Here is a 16,634-nt window from a genome sequence, read left to right on the forward strand (position 1 = left end):
CTCCGTGCTCCTGTCGTCAGCCGCAGTTGCCGAAGGTGCTGGTGTGATACCAGTCCCGGATGCTGGAGGCGCCGATCTCCTCGTAGTGCCCCCAGAAGCGGACGCACTGACCGGCCGCGCTCAGATAGACAGGACCTGCGTAGTACTTGTAGTCCCCGTCGTCCTTCTTCCAGGACCCGCCCTCCGCCTGGATTCCCGCGCCGAGACCGGTCGCCGTTCCGTAGTACGCGCCCGCGTTCTCGTGCTTCACGGTGACCACACAGTTGTTGCGCGTCGAGGCGCTGTACAGCAGGAACACAGTTGTGTTCTGCCCCAGCCCCATCGACTGCTGCCGCTGGACGTAGTAACTGGACCCACAAGCGGCCACAGCCTTGTCCGCGGGACTCGATGCGCTGGCCACACCCGTACCAGCGATCAGCGTGCTCAAGGCAGCAACCGACACCGTAAGCCCGCGGCTCACCAACGTGCGCACAATCTCTCCCCTCCTGGCCGATGTGATCAACACCGGCTCCACGACGGGAGAACGTAGCAGTCCGACAACCTGAATTGATCAGGTCACGTCAAATCGGCCGGACCCGTGACCGAAACCAATCCCCGGGTCCTTCGAGAGCACGTTCACCGGCCGCTCTCATCTCACGCAACGGCGCGGGAACACAGCCCGTCATGAGTTCCACCTGGAGCGCGGCCTGATGCACCAGGAGGTCCATGCCCCCGATGACCGTTCCCCGGCACGACCACGCAGCGGACAATGCCGTCGGCCACGGCTCGTACAGAACGTCGAACAAGACACCGGCGCTGTCCGGAACGGCGCCTGCCAGCTCATCCGTGGCACCCGCCGGAGTCGTAGCGATCACCAACTCGGCGTCAAAGGCCCGAGCGGCCTGGCTCCATTCCAGAGTGCGCAGCTCGACACCGAGCCTGTCACCCCAGCCCCGCATCTCCGCAGCACGGGCGGCACTTCGTACATAGGCGGTGACAGGCCCGGTACAGACGCGGGAGAGTGCCGCCAGTGCGGATGAGGCGGTGGCCCCCGCACCGAGGATCGACGCGGATCCCACCTGGTCCACACCGCTTTCCCGCAGGGCCGCGATCATGCCCGGAATATCGGTGTTGTCGCCGATCCGTCGTCCGTCGTCCGTGAGGACGACCGTGTTGACGGCCTCCACCGACGATGCGGTCTCGCTGACGGAGTCCAGCAAAGGGATGATCGCGCGCTTGAGCGGCATGGTCAGTGAAAGACCGGCCCACGTGGAGTCGAGCCCCTGGACGAAGCCGGGCAGCGCGGCCTCGTCGATCTCGAAGCGGTCGTACGACCATCCGGTGAGGCCGAGTTCGGCGTACGCCGCCCGGTGCAGGACCGGGGAGAGCGAGTGGGCGATGGGCGAGCCGAGGACGGCCGCCCGTCGGATGGTGCTCACTGACCCGACTTCTCCTGTTCGTACTTCTTTCGATTGCGCTCGTGCTCTTCGTTGGTGACCGCGAACACGGTCTTGTCCGCGGTCACGGATACGAAGTAGTACCAAGGTCCGGGAGTCGGCTTGATCGCCGAGTGAAGCGCCGCTTCGCCGGGGTTGTTGATCGGACCCGGCGGCAGACCGTGGACGTAGTACGTGTTGTACGGGTCCTTGAACTTCCGCAGGTCCGACACCGCGCCCGTGTCCAGCGTGCTCTGGGCCTTGGCGTAGTTCACGGTGGAGTCGAAGTCGAGCAGTCCGTAGGTCTCGGTGTTGTTGGGCTTCAGCCGGTTGTAGACGACCCGGGCGACCTTGTCGAAGTCGTGCTTGTACTTGCCCTCGGCCTGGACGAGGCTGGCGACCGTGATCAGCTGCCAGGGGCTCTTGAGACCCAGCTTCTTGGCGCTCGACTCGAGGTCGACCTTGCCGTACTCGTCTTTGGCCCGGGAAACCATCTTCTTGAGGACGGCCTCGGGCTTCGTCTCCTTGGTGACCGGGTAGGCCGCGGGGAAGAGGAAGCCCTCCAGCCGGTCGTCCACGGCCGGGTCGTCATCGGCCCAGTCCGGCAGACCAAGATCGCCGACGTTCTTCTTGGCGACATCCTTCGTGGTGCCGGCCTTGAGACCGAGCTTCGTGTCGACCATCTTGTAGACATTCCTGTTGGTCGTGCCCTCAGGAATGATCAGCAGATTCTGGCTCTTCGGGTCGAGCATCATCTTCACGGCCTCGGCCGCGGACATGTGCTCCTTGAGGACGTAGACGCCCGCCTGGATCGATTTCCCCTTGGGGTTCTTGGTCTGCGCCGCGACGAAGGCGTCGACGCTCTTGACGACGCCCTTCTCCTTCAGGATGTTGCCGATCTCGTTGCCGAGGGCGAGCTTCGGAACCTCCACCTCGACGCTGCCGGAGCCCTGGCCGGAGTAGTCGGGTGCGGGGCCGAATTGTTCCTGCCAGTACGTGTAGCCGAAGTAGGCCGCGCCGCCGAGGCCGCCGGCGAGGACAAGGGAGACGACGAGGCAGGCGCAGCCGTTGCGGCTCTTCTTCTTGCCCTTGCCGCGGCGTTCGCTGTCGCCGCCCCTGCGCGATTCACGCGAGTCGTCGTCGTACTCGTCATCGTCGTCACGGGGGCGCCGGGCATCGCGGTCGTCGTCGGCGCCCGTGAAGAAGGGGTGCGTCTCCTCCTCGGGCTCGTCCGGGTCCCAGTCGGGGTTACGCGGTGAGCCCGGTTCGGGCGCGGCCTCACGCCGGCCCGGGGGCTGCGGCGGCGGGTACGCCTCGGGAGTGCCGTAGGGGTCGTGCGATGCACCGTAGCCACCCGGCCGGTTCCCGTACGCGTCCTGCGCATGGCCGTCGTACGGCGGCATCGCCGCGGGCTGCTGACCGGTGTCCCAGCCGCCGTTGTACTGCTGGTGCTGCGGAGCCTGCTGGCCGTACGGGCCATGCGGGTGCTGCGGGTGCTGCGGGTGCTGCGGCTGCTGCGGCTGCTGCGGCTGCTGCGGCTGCTGCCCATAGGGGCCTTGGGCGTACGGGTCATGCTGCTGCGGCTGCCGCTGCTGCGCGTACGGGTCCTGCTGCGCGTACGGGTCCTGCGGTGAGCCGTACTGCTGGGGCTGCTGATGCTGGGGGTACATCTGCTGCGGCTGCTGCTGGGCGTAGGGGTCCTGCGGATAGGACTGCTGCGGGCCGCCGTACTGGCTCTGACCGTGGGCAGCCTGCTGGCCGTCCCATCCCTGGTCCCCATAGAGGGGATCCTCGGGATGCCACGGTTCGGAGCCGGGGCCCCGGCCATACTCAGTCATCGATCCCCTAGAGCCGCGAGACGAACTTCCGCCTCTTTGCTGTGCGGTGTTTGTTCGAACACCGCCGCATCGCGCGGAACGTTACCGTATCGCGATCAGACAACCACTTCGACGCCTTCGCCCGGAGCTTTACCTGACGCCCGCTCCGACTCCAGAGCGTTCTGGAGGATCACCACAGCGGCAGCCTGGTCGATGACAGACCGGCCCTTCTTGGACTTCACGCCCGAGGCGCGCAATCCCTGGCTCGCCGTCACTGTGGTCATCCTCTCGTCCACCAATCGCACCGGAATGGGTGCGGCCGAGCGGGCGACCTCCTGGGCGAACAGCCGGACCTTGGCCGCGGCGGGCCCTTCACCGCCGCCCAGGGATCTGGGCAGACCGATGATGATCTCGATGGGCTCGTACTCCTCGACGATCTGTCCCAGCCGCCGGTGGGCGGCCGGGACGTCGCGTCCCGGCACGGTTTCCACCGGCGTGGCGAGGATCCCGTCGGGGTCGCACGAGGCGACCCCGATCCGGGCGTCCCCGACGTCGATCGCGAGGCGACGTCCGCGGCGCATCTGCGTCACTCCCGCCGTCACGCCGTCTCGGTGACGAGGCGTTCGACAGCGGCGATGGCCTCGCCGATGGCGTCGGGGTTCTGGCCCCCGCCCTGGGCGACGTCCGGCTTGCCGCCGCCACCGCCGCCGAGGGTCTTGGCAGCCGTACGGACCAGGTCGCCGGCCTTGAGGCCACGCTCGCGGGCGGCCTCGTTGGTGGCGATGACGGTCAGCGGGCGGCCGTTGGCCGTGGTGAACAGCGCCACGACGGCCGGGCGGCCGCCCCGGATGCGGCCCCGGACGTCGAGGACCAGCCTGCGCAGGTCGTCGGCGGACGTCCCGTCCGGCACCTGTCCGGTGACCAGGGCGACACCGCGTACGTCCTTGGCGGAGTCGGCGAGCCCGCCGGCGGCCTGGAGGACCTTCTCCGCGCGGAACTTCTCGATCTCCTTCTCGGCGTCCTTCAGCTTGCCGAGCATGGCGGAGACCTTCTCCGGAAGCTCCTCGGGGCGGCCCTTGACCAGCTCCTGGAGCTGGGCGACGACCGTGTGCTCCTTGGCCAGGAAGTTGTACGCGTCCACGCCGACGAGGGCTTCGATACGACGCACGCCGGAGCCGATGGACGACTCGCCGAGCAGCTTCACCAGACCCAGCTGGGCGGTGTTGTGGACGTGCGTGCCGCCGCAGAGCTCCTTGGAGAAGTCGCCGATGGTGACGACGCGGACCCGCTCGCCGTACTTCTCGCCGAACTCCGCGATGGCGCCCTGCTTCTTGGCCTCGTCGATCGACATGACCTCGGCCTGGACGTCGAGCTCCCGGGTGAGAACCTCGTTGATCTTCTGCTCCACGTCGGTGAGGACCGTGCCGGGGACGGCGGCGGGCGAACCGAAGTCGAAGCGGAAGCGGCCCGGCGAGTTCTCCGAACCGGCCTGGGCGGCCGTCGGGCCGAGGGCGTCACGCAGCGCCTGGTGCGTGAGGTGCGTGGCGCTGTGGGCGCGGGCGATGGCGCGGCGGCGGGTGGTGTCGATGGCGGCGTAGGCGGTGGCTCCGACCGTCACCTCGCCGACCTGGACCGTGCCCTTGTGGACGGAGACGCCCGGGACCGGCTGCTGGACGTCGCGCACCTGGATGACGGCGCCGGTGTCGAGCCGGATCCGGCCCTGGTCGGCGAGCTGGCCGCCGCCCTCGGCGTAGAACGGCGTGCGGTCGAGGACGACCTCGACCTCGTCGCCCTCGGTTGCGGCGGGCGAGGAGATCCCGTTGACGAGGAGGCCGACGACCGTCGATTCGCCCTCGGTGGAGGTGTAGCCGGTGAACTCGGTGGAGCCGGACTTGTCGGCCACCTCGCGGTAGGCGGACAGGTCGGCATGGCCGGTCTTCTTGGCCTTGGCGTCGGCCTTGGCGCGGTCCCGCTGCTCCTTCATCAGGCGGCGGAAGCCGTCCTCGTCCACTGCGAGGCCCTGTTCGGCGGCCATCTCCAGGGTGAGGTCGATCGGGAAGCCCCAGGTGTCGTGGAGCAGGAACGCCTTGTCGCCGGCGAGGACCTTGCCGCCGGCGGCCTTGGTCTCGGTCACGGCGGTGTCGAGGATGTTGGTGCCGCCCTTGAGTGCCTTGAGGAAGGCGGCCTCCTCGGCGAGCGCGACGGTCTCGATGCGCTTGCGGTCGGTGATCAGCTCCGGGTACTGCTGGCCCATCGCCTTGATGACCGTGTCGACGAGCTCGGCGACGACCGGACCGGTGGCGCCCAGGAGGCGCATGTTGCGGACGGCGCGGCGCATGATGCGGCGCAGGACGTAGCCGCGGCCCTCGTTGCCTGGGGTGACACCGTCGCCGATGAGCATGACGGACGTACGCATGTGGTCGGTGACGACCCTGAGCGAGACGTCGGAGGTGTGGTTCTCGCCGTAGCGCACCCCGGTCAGCTCGGTGGCCTTCTCGATGACGGCCATCGAGGTGTCGATCTCGTACAGGTTCTGCACATCCTGCAGGATCATCGCGAGGCGCTCGAGGCCGAGGCCGGTGTCGATGTTCTTGGACGGCAGGTCACCGAGGATCGGGAAGTCCTCCTTGCCGTCGCCGGCACCCCGCTCGTACTGCATGAAGACCAGGTTCCAGATCTCCACGTAGCGCTCGTCGTTGACGGCCGGGCCGCCCTCGACGCCGAACTCGGGGCCGCGGTCGTAGTTGATCTCGGAGCAGGGACCGCACGGACCGGGGACGCCCATGGACCAGAAGTTGTCCTTCTTGCCCAGACGCTGGATGCGCTCGGCCGGGACGCCGATCTTGTCGCGCCAGATCTGCTCGGCCTCGTCGTCGTCGAGGTAGACCGTGATCCACAGTCGCTCGGGGTCGAGACCGAAGCCGCCGTCCGCCACGGAGGTGGTGAGAGCCTCCCAGGCGTAGCTGATGGCGCCTTCCTTGAAGTAGTCGCCGAACGAGAAGTTCCCGCACATCTGGAAGAAGGTGCCGTGCCGGGTGGTCTTGCCGACCTCTTCGATGTCGGGCGTACGCACACACTTCTGCACGCTGGTGACGCGCGGGGCGGGCGGCTTGACCTCGCCGAGGAAGTACGGCTTGAAGGGGACCATGCCCGCGGGGACCAGCAGCAGAGTCGGGTCGTCCGCGATGAGCGACGCCGAAGGCACGACGGTGTGCCCGCGCTCCTCGAAGAAGCTCAGCCAGCGGCGACGAATTTCAGCCGACTCCATCAGTGGTCCTCATTCCGGTTGTACGAGTTGTCGTTGTACGAGTTGTAGGGGAGCTTGCGGTGGCCGGTGGCGTCCGAGGCCGGGACGGACTCGGCCGCCTCGACCGCGAAATGACGCTGTACCGGGAGCTCGGGGTCGACCGGTGCCTGCAGGCCCAGTGCCTCCCCCAGCTCCGCCTCGCGCCGGACCATGCCGTCGCGGACGTCGAGAGCGAAGTCCTTGAGCTTGTGACCTCCCTCGATCGCCTTGTCGGCGGCACGCGCCGCGAGGCTCTCGGGGGTCAGCTGCTTTAGTTTGCGGTTGACCTTGGTGGTGGCCCATACACCGGCGGCTGCGCCGGCGGTGAACCAGAACGTACGGCGGAACATCGCTGCGTCAGTCCTTCGATCCGCGGGAGCTTCTGCCGCCGCGCTTCTTGGCCCTCGCGGACGGCACCGTACGACCGACGATCACCGTGCGACGCGACGCCCGGCGGGCGGGCTCGGCCTCCGGGGAGGTCCGGCGGCCGATGGCCTGCCGCACTCCGTAGCCGAACGCCGCCACCTTCACCAGGGGGCCGCCGAAGGTCGAGGCGACGGTGGTGGAGAGCGCCGATGCGTTGGAGGTGACCTCCTGGACGTCCGTCGCGATCGCGTCGACCTTGTCGAGCTGGGTCTGCGCGGAACGCACCGTCGCGGAGGCGTCGGCCAGCAGCGGAACGGCCTGTTCGGTCACTTCCGCCACGAGCTTGGTGGTTGCCCTGAGCGTCTGGGCCAGCCTCACCAGGACGACGGCGAGGAACGAGACCAGGATCGCCCAGAAGACGGCCACCAGGATCCCGGCCACCTCTCCACCGGACACGTTGCACCGCTCTCTGGCTTGTCGAATCGTCGTCTCCCGACCCTATCGCGCCGGGCGGCACGCCCCCTACCGCATCGGGGACGGGGGAGCGGGAGTTGCACAAAGGAGATTGTACGGAGAGCTGCGGGGTCAGTACTCTGCGTGTTCATGCGACGCTCCCGGCGCCCCTCCCCCGCCGATTCCCCCGACGCTCCGAGCCCCGCCACCACGGCCCGTGGCAATCTCCCGGCAGAACTGAACCGATTCGTGGGACGTGACGAGGAGCTGGCCGACCTGGGCCGTCTGATGACGGAATCGAGACTGGTCACCGTGGTCGGGGTGGGTGGCGTGGGGAAGACCCGGTGTGCCATCAGGGCCGCGGCTCTCCTGGAGAAACGGTACTGCGACGGGGTCCGGCTGGTGGAGCTGTCCACCGTCCACGACCCCGGACTGCTGGAACATGCCGTGATCGATGCCCTGGGACTCACCGATCACACCAGCCGCCCGCCCCGCACGACACTCCTCGAACATCTCGCCGGACGCCGGCTCCTGCTGGTGATCGACGGATTCGAGCATCTTGTCGACGCCTGCGCCGAGTTGGTGTGCGCGCTGCTGCGCAGGTCCCCGCAGCTGCGGGTGCTGGCCGCCGGACGACGGCCCCTGGAACTGGACGGCGAGGTCACCTACCCGCTCGCACCCATGGCCGACGAGGACGCGATGACGTTGTTCGCGGAACGGGCCGCGGCGGTGCGCCCGGAGTTCCGGCTGACGGAGGCCGGCCGCGGACCGGTGCGGGAGCTGTGCCGTCGGCTGGACGGGATCCCGCTCGCGCTGGAACTGGCCGCCGGACGGCTTCGCGCGCTGTCCACGGAACAGGTGCTTCAACGTCTGGACGACCGCTTCCGCCTGCTGACCGGCGGCGGCCGCAGCGCGCAGGCGCGCCACCAGACGCTCCGTACGGCCATCGGCTGGAGCCATGAGCTGTGTGCCCCGGAGCAGCGGCTGCTGTGGGCGCGGCTGTCGGTCTTCGCCGGGCAGTTCGATATGGAGGCCGTCGAGTACATCTGCAGCAGCCCGGAGCTGCCGGCCGAGTCGGTGCTCGACGTGCTGACGGGGCTGCTGGCGCAGTCCGTGGTGCTGCGTGAGGACTCGGCGGTGGGCACCCGCTACCGGATGCTGGACACCGTGCGCGAGTACGGCGCCGAGTGGCTGGCCGCCACCGGCGACACGGACCGGTTACGACGGCGCCACCGGGACTGGTTCCTGGGGCTCGCCACCTGGTGCGAGCTCGACTGGTTCAGCCCGCGGCAGGGCGAGGTCGCGGCCCGGGCCGAGAGCGAACTGCCCAATCTTCGCCTGGCGATGGAGTGTTCGCTGGAGTGCCCGGACGAGGCCCATCTCGCGCAGTACCTGGCGGGCACGCTCTGGTTCCTCTGGGTCGGCTGCGGGCGCCTCTCGGAGGGGCGGCACTGGCTGAACCACGTGCTGGAGGAGGAGACGCCGTACGAACCCTCCCGGCTCAAGGCGCTGTGGGTGCTCGGGTACGTGGCCGTGCTGCAAGGGGACGCGATCGGTGCGATCTCCGCGTTGCACGAGTGCCGGGAGGAGGCGGACCGGACCTGCGACGCGGCGGCCCAGGCCTACGCGGTGCACCGCACGGGATGTCTCGCGCTCGTCACGGACGACATGGTCCGTGCGGAGGAGCTGTTGCAGGACGCCTTGGGGCGCTACCGGGACCTCGGAGAGCTGAACAGCAATGTACTGATGGCCCAGATCGAACTGGCGATGGCGGTCGGGTTCCGCGGGGATCTGGAGGCCGCGGTGGAGATGTGCCAGGAGGTCAGGGAGATCTGCGACGGCCGCGGGGAGCGGTGGGCACTCTCGTACGCGCTCTTCGTGCTGGCCTACGCGCAGCTGCAGCAGGGGCGCCCGGAGTGCGCCCGGGAGCTGCTCCGGGAGTCTCTGGCGATCGGCCACGCCTTCCACGACCTGCTCGGTTCCGTCCTTGCCATGGAACTGCTGGCACTGGTCACGGCCGTCGAGGGGGATGCGGCGGAGGCGGCGGTGCTGCAGGGGGCCGCCGAACGGATCTGGCCGTCGGTGGGGCTGCCGCTGTTCGGTTCGGCGTACTACGGAAGGCCGCGGGCGGAGTGCGAGCGGCTGGCGCGGCGGGATCTCGGCGACGCCCGGTACGAATCAGGTCGGCGGGCGGGTGCGCAGCTGGATCCGGACGCGGCGGTGGCGCGGGCGCTGGCGCGCCGGCCTGTGGACCGTCCCGGCGTGACGGCAAAGGGGCGTGGTCCCGTACCCGCCCCGGACGGCAGAACGCGGAAGCCCGCCGCCTCCCGGACTTCGGGGAGGGGCGGGCCTGAGCGCTGGTGAGAGCGGCTACGCCTGGATCAGCGGGCGTAGTACTCGACGACGAGCTGCTCGTCGCAGATCACCGGGATCTCCTTGCGGTTCGGGTCCCGGTCCAGGCGGAAGGCCAGGGCCTTCAGGTTCACCTGCAGGTAGCGCGGGGTCTCGCCGTCGGGGGCGTAACCACCCTCGCGGGCCACCTGGAAGGGGTGCTTGTCGCGGCTGCGCTCGCGGACCATCACGATGTTGTCGGGACGGACGCGGAAGGACGGCTTGTCGACCTTGCGGCCGTCGACCTCGATGTGGCCGTGGACGACCATCTGGCGGGCCTGGTAGATCGTGCGGGCGATGCCCGAACGCAGAACCAGCGCGTCGAGACGGCGCTCGAGCTCGACGACGAGCGCCTCGCCCGTCTTGCCCTCGGCCTTCTTGGCGCGGTCGTAGGCGCGCGCCATCTGGCGCTCGCTGATGTCGTACTGGGCGCGCAGGCGCTGCTTCTCGAGCAGACGGACCTTGTAGTCCGAGTTCTGCTTGCGGCCACGGCCGTGCTCGCCCGGCGGGTAGGGGCGGGCCTCGAAGTACTTGACGGCCTTCGGCGTCAGGGCGATGCCGAGCGCACGAGACTTCTTGACCTTGGGACGCGACTGATTAGGCACGTTCTCCAGACCTCCGTTGTGGGTTAGGTTAGGCTCACCTTACTCAAGGAGATCGCATGTCTCGCCCTGGGAACACCACACACGTCACGGACAGCACTGACAGCGTCGACGCCATCGAGGGCGTCGATACGACGGAGGACCGATCAGATCGTGGTCAGCCGCGTCCCAGCGGGCTTGAAAACACTCGGATGCCGTCAGCAGCCGAGCGCACACGAACTCTCGTACAGAGTACCTGTTCGGCGGTACTGCTCATCCCCGGGCTGACCGCAGCCGGATTCGACCAGCTGGTGCCGCTGGACCGCAGCGTGGGCCCCGAGGGCGATCTGCTCCTCGAGTTTCCCGCCGACTCCCCGGCAGTACGGGCCGCCACGCGCGCCCAGGACGACGAGCTGACCGCCGTGTTGGAGATCACGGATGTCGCACCGGTCTCCGTGCCGCACCGCATCCGTGGCCGCGGCTGGATCTCCGGGTGGCTCACCTCCGTACCGGGGATGGCCGGGCCCGGACGGATGATGCTGCGCCTGGAGACCGGTGAGGCGTACGTCGACGATCTGTGGGGCGCCCAGGACGTCGAGCCGGAGGAATTCCGGGACGCCGCGCCCGACCCGCTCGTCGCCCACGAGGCGGAACTGCTGCAGCATCTGCACGCGGCGCACGGCGAACAGGTGGCGCTGCTGTGCGGCCTGCTGGGAGAGCGGGCGGACGGCAGCTGCGCGGCCCACCGGCCCTCGGTCGTGCCCGTCGCGCTCGACCGGCACGGGCTGCGGGTGCGCTTCTGCGAGGCCGACGGGCGGTGCTTCGACGCACGCTTCGAATTCCCCGAGCCGGTGCGCGACGTCACCGGACTGCGCCACGCGATGCACACGCTGTTCGAAGCGGCCGCACGCTGAAGGGGTGCCCCGCCGTCCGGAGGAGGAGCGTCACGCGTCCGTCGCGTCGTCCGGACCAACGCGGCCCAGCCGGTCGCGGACCCGGTCCACCACATCCGCATAGCGCGCCTCGGCGCCGTACCGGGTGGGCCGGTAGTAGCGCCTGTCGGCGACCGCGTCCGGGGCGTACTGCTGGGCTGCGATCCCGCCGGGGACATCGTGCGGATAGACGTAGCCCTGCGCATGGCCCAGTTTCGCGGCCCCCTTGTAGTGGCCGTCCCGCAGATGGGGAGGGACCGGGCCCGCCAGGCCGTTGCGCACATCCTCCTGGGCGGCGGAGATCGCCAGCGTCGCCGCATTGGACTTGGGGGCGAGCGCCAGCGCGATCGTGGCATGGCTGAGGGTGAGCGCCGCCTCCGGGAAGCCGATCATGGCGACGGCCTGGGCGGCGGCGACCGCTGTGGGCAGCGCCGTCGGGTCGGCGAGGCCGATGTCCTCGCTGGCGGAGATCATCAGCCGCCGGGCGATGAACCGCGGGTCCTCCCCCGCCTCGATCATCCGGGCCAGATAGTGCAGCGCCGCGTCCACGTCGGAGCCGCGGATCGACTTGATCAGCGCGCTCGCCACGTCGTAGTGCTGGTCGCCGTCCCGGTCGTACTTCACGGCCGCCCGGTCGACGGTCGCCTCGACCGTCTGGAGGGTCACCTCCTTCTCCTGCATGGCGAGGGCCGCACCGGCCGCGGCCTCCAGTGCCGTCAGCGCGCGGCGCGCGTCACCGCCCGCGATGCGCAGCAGATGCGCCTCGGCATCCTCGGGGAGCGTGACCGCGCCTCCGAGGCCGTGCTCGGCGGTCAGGGCGCGGCGCATCAGGGCGCGTAGATCGTCGTCGGTGAGCGATTCGAGGGTCAGGAGCAGCGAGCGCGACAGGAGCGGCGAGATGATCGAGAAGTACGGGTTCTCGGTCGTCGCGGCGATGAGCGTCACCCAGCGGTTCTCCACGGCCGGCAGCAGCGAGTCCTGCTGGGCCTTGGAGAAGCGGTGGATCTCGTCGAGGAAGAGGACGGTCTCCTTGCCGTAGCCACCGGTGGCGCGGCGGGCGCTCTCGATGACGGCCCGCACTTCCTTGACCCCCGCGGTGATCGCGGAGAGCTCGACGAAGCGCTTGTTGGTGGCCTTGCTGACCACGTACGCCAGAGTCGTCTTGCCGATGCCGGGCGGGCCCCAGAGGATGACCGACGACGGGCCCGCAGGCCCGCCGCCCCCTTCGCCGACGAGGCGGCGCAGCGGCGAGCCCGGTTTCAGCAGATGCTGCTGGCCGACGACCTCGTCGAGGCTTCGAGGGCGCATCCGGACAGCGAGGGGGCTGCTGGACGGGTCCTTCTCCTGGCGGTCTTCGGCGGCTGCGGTAAAGAGGTCGGGCTCCACGTTTTGAAGCCTATGTCACGGCACTGACAACCCGGCCGGGGCCGGTGCCCGCTCCCGGCAGGGAGGGTCAGCTGGTCCAGAAGTCCCACCAGCGAGTCAGGATCAGCATGCCGATGATGCCCACCCAGAGGACCGGCGGCACCCAGTGGAACTCCGTCAGTCCGTTGCGCAGCCAGTTCGGCGCGGGCACGATCCGGTGCTTGATGTTGTGCGTGGTGACGTAGCAGAACATGAAGATCGTCGCGACCCAGGCCAGGCAGCACCACAGGCAGAGCGAGTTGATGTTGTACAGCGACTGGTACTGCAGCCAGGTGCAGAAGCCGACGCCGAACAGTGTGCCCGCGTTGAGGCCGAGCCAGTACCAGCTGCGGAAACGGGCGCCGGCGAGCAGGGCCAGGCCGATCCCGATGACGACGGAGTAGGTGGCGAGTCCCAGCATCGGGTTCGGGAACCCGAAGACGGACGCCTGCTCGCTCTTCATGATGTTGCCGCACGAGACCACGGGGTTGAGGCTGCAGCCCGGGGTGAAGCTCGGGTCCTCGAGCAGCTTGAACTTGTCGATCGTGATCACCCAGGCGGCGAGGAGACCGGCGGCACCGGTGATCACCAGCAGCAGTGCGAACGCGCGGCTGCCGCCGATGGTCCTCTTCCGGCCGTCCTCGTCCTGGTCCGAGGAGGGATGGTCAACCGCTGCAGTCGTCATATCGCCGTTCCATCAGTGAGTGGCCTGCTGGGCATGGTCATTGTGCCGCACCACCTCATCTGCCATCCGTTCGATGGGCATAAAGACGTACGGAAGGACGCACGCACGGGCGGCAGGGAACGCACGGCTTTCGCGAGCCACTCCTCGCACCGCCGGCGGTCGTCAGGGGCCTGCCCAGGCATTACGGACGGCGGGCAGCCACGCCGGGGCGCCACCCCGGCCTCCACCGCGGACCGCCGTGTTTCTCGTCGGCCAGGATGAACCGGCTCCTGCGAAGTTGACGCCACGCGGGGCTGTGACGCACTGTGCCCGCCCGGGCGGACCGGGCGGGCACGGTCGGAGACGGTGGATCAGGCCAGCTTCTGCTGGACCTCGGCGACCAGCGCGTCGAGCGCGACCGCCTGCTGCTCGCCCGACTCCATGTCCTTCAGCTGGACCACGCCCTCGGCAAGATCACGCTCGCCCGCGACGACGGTGAAGCGGGCGCCGGACCGGTTGGCGCTCTTCATCGCGCCCTTGAGACCGCGGCCGCCGAACGCGAAGTCGGCGGCCACGCCCACTCGGCGCAGCTCCGTCACCTTGGCGAACAGCACCCGGCGAGCCTCCTCGCCGAGCGGCACCGCGAAGACGCTGGTGGACGAGGGCAGTTCGAGCTCGATGCCCTCGGCCTCCAGCGCGAGCACCGTACGGTCCACGCCGAGCGCCCAGCCGACCGACGGGAGCGCCGGACCGCCGATCATCTCGGACAGGCCGTCGTAGCGGCCGCCGCCGCCGACCGCGGACTGCGAGCCGAGTCCGTCGTGGACGAACTCGAAGGTGGTGCGGGTGTAGTAGTCGAGGCCGCGGACGAGCTTCTCGTCGTCCTCGTACACCACACCCGCCGCGGTCAGCAGATCGCGGACCTCCTCGTGGTACGCCTTGCACGCGTCGCACAGGTAGTCGCGCAGGACCGGCGCGCCGACCAGCTGCTTCTGCACCTCGGGGCGCTTGTCGTCGAGGACCCGCAGCGGGTTGAGGTCGATGCGGCGGCGCGTGTCGTCGTCCAGGTCGAGCTCGCGCAGGAACTCCTGGAGCGCGTCCCGGTAGACGGGGCGGCACTCCTTGTCGCCCAGTGAGTTCAGCAGGATCCGGAAATTCTGCAGGCCCAGCGTGCGGTACGCCTGGTCGGCCAGGATGATCAGCTCGGCGTCCAGTGCCGGATCCTCGGCACCGATCGCCTCGGCACCGACCTGCGAGAAGTGCCGGTAGCGGCCCTTCTGCGGGCGCTCGTAGCGGTAGTACGAGCCGGAGTACCAGAGCTTGACCGGCAGGTTGCCGAGCTTGTGGAGGTTGGCCTCCAGTGCGGCACGCAGCACGGACGCGGTGCCCTCGGGGCGCAGCGCCAGCTCGGAGCCGCCCTTGGTCGTGAGGGTGTACATCTCCTTGCTCACGATGTCGGTGGACTCACCGACTCCGCGCGAGAAGAGCGCGACGTCCTCGAAGCCGGGCGTCTCGATGTAGCCGTAGCCGGAGTTCTTCAGCGGTGCGGAGAGCGCCTCGCGCACCGCGAGGTACTTCGCGGAGTCGGGCGGGGTCAGGTCGTACGTGCCCTTGGGGGCCTTGAAGGTGCTCACGGTTCTAACTCTCGTCACATTCCTCGTCGGGGCGCGGCCAGCCCGTGCAGATACGGGTTCGAGGCGCGCTCGCGGCCGATGGTCGTCTGGGGGCCGTGGCCGGACAGCACCACGGTCGCGTCGTCGAGCGGCAGGCACACACGGGCCAGCGACTCGAGCAGCTCGGCGTGGTCGCCGCCGGGCAGGTCGGTGCGTCCGACGGAGCCGGCGAAGAGCAGGTCGCCCGAGAAGAGGATCTGCGGAACATCCGCGGCCTCGGGCGTCCTGAACGTCACCGACCCCCTGGTATGGCCAGGCGCATGCGCGACACCGAACTCCAGACCGGCCAGCAACAGCTGGGCACCGTCGCTCAGCTCCTTGACGTCGTCCGGCTCGCCCACCGTCAGCTCGCCCATGAGCGGCATCCCGATGGAGCGGCCGAGGGCCTTCTCCGGGTCGCTCATCATGTACCGGTCCTCGGGATGGATCCAGGCGGGGACGTCGTGCGCGCCGCACACCGGGACGACCGACGCGACATGGTCGATGTGCCCGTGGGTTAGCACTACGGCGACCGGCTTCAGCCGATGCTTCTTCAGCGCGTCCTCGACTCCCTGGGTGGCCTGGTGGCCCGGGTCGATGATGACGCACTCCTCACCGGCGGCGGGGGCGACCACATAGCAGTTGGTCCCCCAGGCCCCGGCGGGGAACCCGGCAATGAGCACGATCGTCCTTAATGGTCGTCCGACGGAGGGGTGCGGCCGACTGCGGCTGAGAAGGTCGCGGCAGTTCAGAGCCTACCGGCGCTCCTCATTCCACAGCTAACCCATATACGGTACGGGGCAACCCAGGCCCGATCACACGACGTACAAGGAGATCACCCGGTGGTCAGCAGCGATCAGCGGCGGCGGCAGCTCGCCAGGGAGAAGTTCGAGCGGCAGCAGCAGCGCCGGGAGGAGGCCCGCAGCAGGACCAGGCGACTCACCGTCGTCATCGCGTCCGCGCTGGCCGTGGTGGCGGTCGTCGGAGTCACCGCGTTCGTCTCCCTCGGCGGCGACGACAAGGACAAGAAGGACGCGGCGTCGAGCACCAGCCCGTCCCCCTCGCCCTCGGCGAGCGAGAGCAGTGCGCCCGAGCCCGCGATGAAGATCGACAAGAAGTCGAAGTACACGATGTCGCTCAAGACGAGCCAGGGCGACATCGCGTTCACGATGGACGCGGCGAAGACCCCGCACACGACGAACTCGTTCAAGTCGCTCGCGGACAAGGGCTTCTTCGACGGGACGAAGTGTCACCGGCTCACCACGCAGGGCATTTTCGTCCTGCAGTGCGGTGACCCCAAGGGCGACGGCACGGGCGGCCCGGGCTACACGATCCCGGACGAGAACCTGACCGCGCTGGGCAAGGCGGGCAAGGACGGCACGGTGACGTACCCGGCGGGCACGGTGGCGATGGCCAACACCGGTCAGGCGCACACCGGAGGCAGCCAGTTCTTCCTGGTGTACAAGGACAGCAAACTGCCGCCGACCTACACGCCGTTCGGCACGATGGACGCCGCCTCGCTCAAGGCCGTGAAGGCGGTCGGGACCGCCGGTGTCACCGGTGGCGCGGCCGACGGTGCCCCGAAGAAGGCCGTCACCATCTCGAAGGCGGCCGTCGACAAGGCCTGAACCGATCGGGCGGCCGGACCAGCGAGCCCGGTCCGGCCGTCGTGG

Annotated in this window: 15 protein-coding genes; 3 read left to right on the forward strand and 12 right to left on the reverse strand. The window is 69.2% G+C overall.

Going from position 1 to position 16,634, the window contains the following annotated elements:
* Positions 1 to 16: 16 nt before the first annotated feature.
* From ACFYP5_RS13610 to ACFYP5_RS13640, 7 genes are all read right to left on the reverse strand, one after another.
* The gene (locus ACFYP5_RS13610; RefSeq protein WP_234322032.1) at positions 17 to 427 is read right to left on the reverse strand and encodes a serine/threonine protein kinase; all 411 of its coding nucleotides are present in this window, start codon (positions 425 to 427) and stop codon (positions 17 to 19) included.
* Positions 428 to 560: 133 nt separating this feature from the next.
* Positions 561 to 1,418: a shikimate dehydrogenase gene (locus tag ACFYP5_RS13615; RefSeq protein ID WP_389034677.1), complete on the reverse strand. Its 858-nt coding sequence runs from the start codon at positions 1,416 to 1,418 to the stop codon at positions 561 to 563.
* Positions 1,415 to 3,253, reverse strand: a complete 1,839-nt coding sequence (mltG, locus tag ACFYP5_RS13620; protein WP_389034680.1) for an endolytic transglycosylase MltG — start codon at positions 3,251 to 3,253, stop codon at positions 1,415 to 1,417. The genes ACFYP5_RS13615 and mltG overlap by 4 nt, the downstream gene beginning before the upstream one ends.
* 95 nt (positions 3,254 to 3,348) lie before the next feature.
* On the reverse strand, positions 3,349 to 3,834 hold the full coding sequence (gene ruvX / locus ACFYP5_RS13625; protein WP_063756060.1) for a Holliday junction resolvase RuvX: 486 nt from the start codon (positions 3,832 to 3,834) through the stop codon (positions 3,349 to 3,351).
* Entirely contained in the window at positions 3,831 to 6,500 is a 2,670-nt protein-coding gene (gene alaS, locus ACFYP5_RS13630; protein ID WP_389034682.1) for an alanine--tRNA ligase, read from the reverse strand. Before alaS ends, ruvX begins: the two co-directional genes overlap by 4 nt.
* A complete protein-coding gene (locus ACFYP5_RS13635; RefSeq protein ID WP_389034685.1) occupies positions 6,500 to 6,868 on the reverse strand; it encodes a DUF6167 family protein in 369 nt (122 codons plus the stop codon). Before ACFYP5_RS13635 ends, alaS begins: the two co-directional genes overlap by 1 nt.
* A 7-nt stretch (positions 6,869 to 6,875) precedes the next feature.
* Complete coding sequence (locus ACFYP5_RS13640) at positions 6,876 to 7,325, reverse strand: DUF948 domain-containing protein (protein ID WP_313941490.1); 450 nt, start codon at positions 7,323 to 7,325, stop codon at positions 6,876 to 6,878.
* A 162-nt stretch (positions 7,326 to 7,487) separates the two neighbouring features.
* On the opposite strand from ACFYP5_RS13640, the gene ACFYP5_RS13645 reads away from it, so the two are divergent.
* On the forward strand, positions 7,488 to 9,701 hold the full coding sequence (locus ACFYP5_RS13645) for an ATP-binding protein (protein WP_389034687.1): 2,214 nt from the start codon (positions 7,488 to 7,490) through the stop codon (positions 9,699 to 9,701).
* A 17-nt stretch (positions 9,702 to 9,718) separates the two neighbouring features.
* Here the strand turns inward: ACFYP5_RS13645 and rpsD are convergent, their stop codons facing one another.
* Positions 9,719 to 10,333, reverse strand: coding sequence for a 30S ribosomal protein S4 (gene rpsD / locus ACFYP5_RS13650; protein ID WP_030918857.1), 615 nt, complete (start codon positions 10,331 to 10,333; stop codon positions 9,719 to 9,721).
* Positions 10,334 to 10,521: 188 nt separating this feature from the next.
* On the opposite strand from rpsD, the gene ACFYP5_RS13655 reads away from it, so the two are divergent.
* The gene (locus ACFYP5_RS13655) at positions 10,522 to 11,223 is read left to right on the forward strand and encodes a DUF2470 domain-containing protein (protein WP_389034689.1); all 702 of its coding nucleotides are present in this window, start codon (positions 10,522 to 10,524) and stop codon (positions 11,221 to 11,223) included.
* A gap of 30 nt (positions 11,224 to 11,253) precedes the next feature.
* Here ACFYP5_RS13655 and ACFYP5_RS13660 read toward each other — a convergent pair whose 3' ends face one another.
* From ACFYP5_RS13660 to ACFYP5_RS13675, 4 genes are all read right to left on the reverse strand, one after another.
* Positions 11,254 to 12,627 carry a replication-associated recombination protein A gene (locus ACFYP5_RS13660; RefSeq protein ID WP_389034692.1) on the reverse strand — a complete coding sequence of 458 codons (1,374 nt, stop codon included), beginning with the start codon at positions 12,625 to 12,627 and terminating at the stop codon, positions 11,254 to 11,256.
* Between the two features lie 67 nt (positions 12,628 to 12,694).
* Positions 12,695 to 13,330: a vitamin K epoxide reductase family protein gene (locus ACFYP5_RS13665; protein WP_030918849.1), complete on the reverse strand. Its 636-nt coding sequence runs from the start codon at positions 13,328 to 13,330 to the stop codon at positions 12,695 to 12,697.
* A 350-nt stretch (positions 13,331 to 13,680) separates the two neighbouring features.
* A complete protein-coding gene (gene hisS, locus ACFYP5_RS13670; protein WP_030918846.1) occupies positions 13,681 to 14,943 on the reverse strand; it encodes a histidine--tRNA ligase in 1,263 nt (420 codons plus the stop codon).
* Positions 14,944 to 14,957: 14 nt separating this feature from the next.
* The gene (locus ACFYP5_RS13675) at positions 14,958 to 15,644 is read right to left on the reverse strand and encodes an MBL fold metallo-hydrolase (RefSeq protein WP_389034694.1); all 687 of its coding nucleotides are present in this window, start codon (positions 15,642 to 15,644) and stop codon (positions 14,958 to 14,960) included.
* A 159-nt stretch (positions 15,645 to 15,803) separates the two neighbouring features.
* Between ACFYP5_RS13675 and ACFYP5_RS13680 the strand changes: the two genes are divergently transcribed.
* Complete coding sequence (locus ACFYP5_RS13680) at positions 15,804 to 16,589, forward strand: peptidylprolyl isomerase (RefSeq protein WP_389034697.1); 786 nt, start codon at positions 15,804 to 15,806, stop codon at positions 16,587 to 16,589.
* The last annotated feature ends 45 nt before the right edge of the window (positions 16,590 to 16,634 follow it).

The sequence above is a fragment of the Streptomyces sp. NPDC005262 genome, from assembly GCF_042872425.1.
In the GTDB taxonomy this organism is placed as follows: Bacteria; Actinomycetota; Actinomycetes; order Streptomycetales; family Streptomycetaceae; genus Streptomyces.

Coding starts and splice junctions, on each gene's coding strand:
- ACFYP5_RS13665 (WP_030918849.1), bottom strand. CDS start 13,330: ATGACGACTGCAGCGGTTGACCATCCCTCCTCGGACCAGGACGAGGAC.
- ACFYP5_RS13645 (WP_389034687.1), top strand. CDS start 7,488: ATGCGACGCTCCCGGCGCCCCTCCCCCGCCGATTCCCCCGACGCTCCG.
- ACFYP5_RS13655 (WP_389034689.1), top strand. CDS start 10,522: ATGCCGTCAGCAGCCGAGCGCACACGAACTCTCGTACAGAGTACCTGT.
- ACFYP5_RS13635 (WP_389034685.1), bottom strand. CDS start 6,868: ATGTTCCGCCGTACGTTCTGGTTCACCGCCGGCGCAGCCGCCGGTGTA.
- mltG (WP_389034680.1), bottom strand. CDS start 3,253: ATGACTGAGTATGGCCGGGGCCCCGGCTCCGAACCGTGGCATCCCGAG.
- alaS (WP_389034682.1), bottom strand. CDS start 6,500: ATGGAGTCGGCTGAAATTCGTCGCCGCTGGCTGAGCTTCTTCGAGGAG.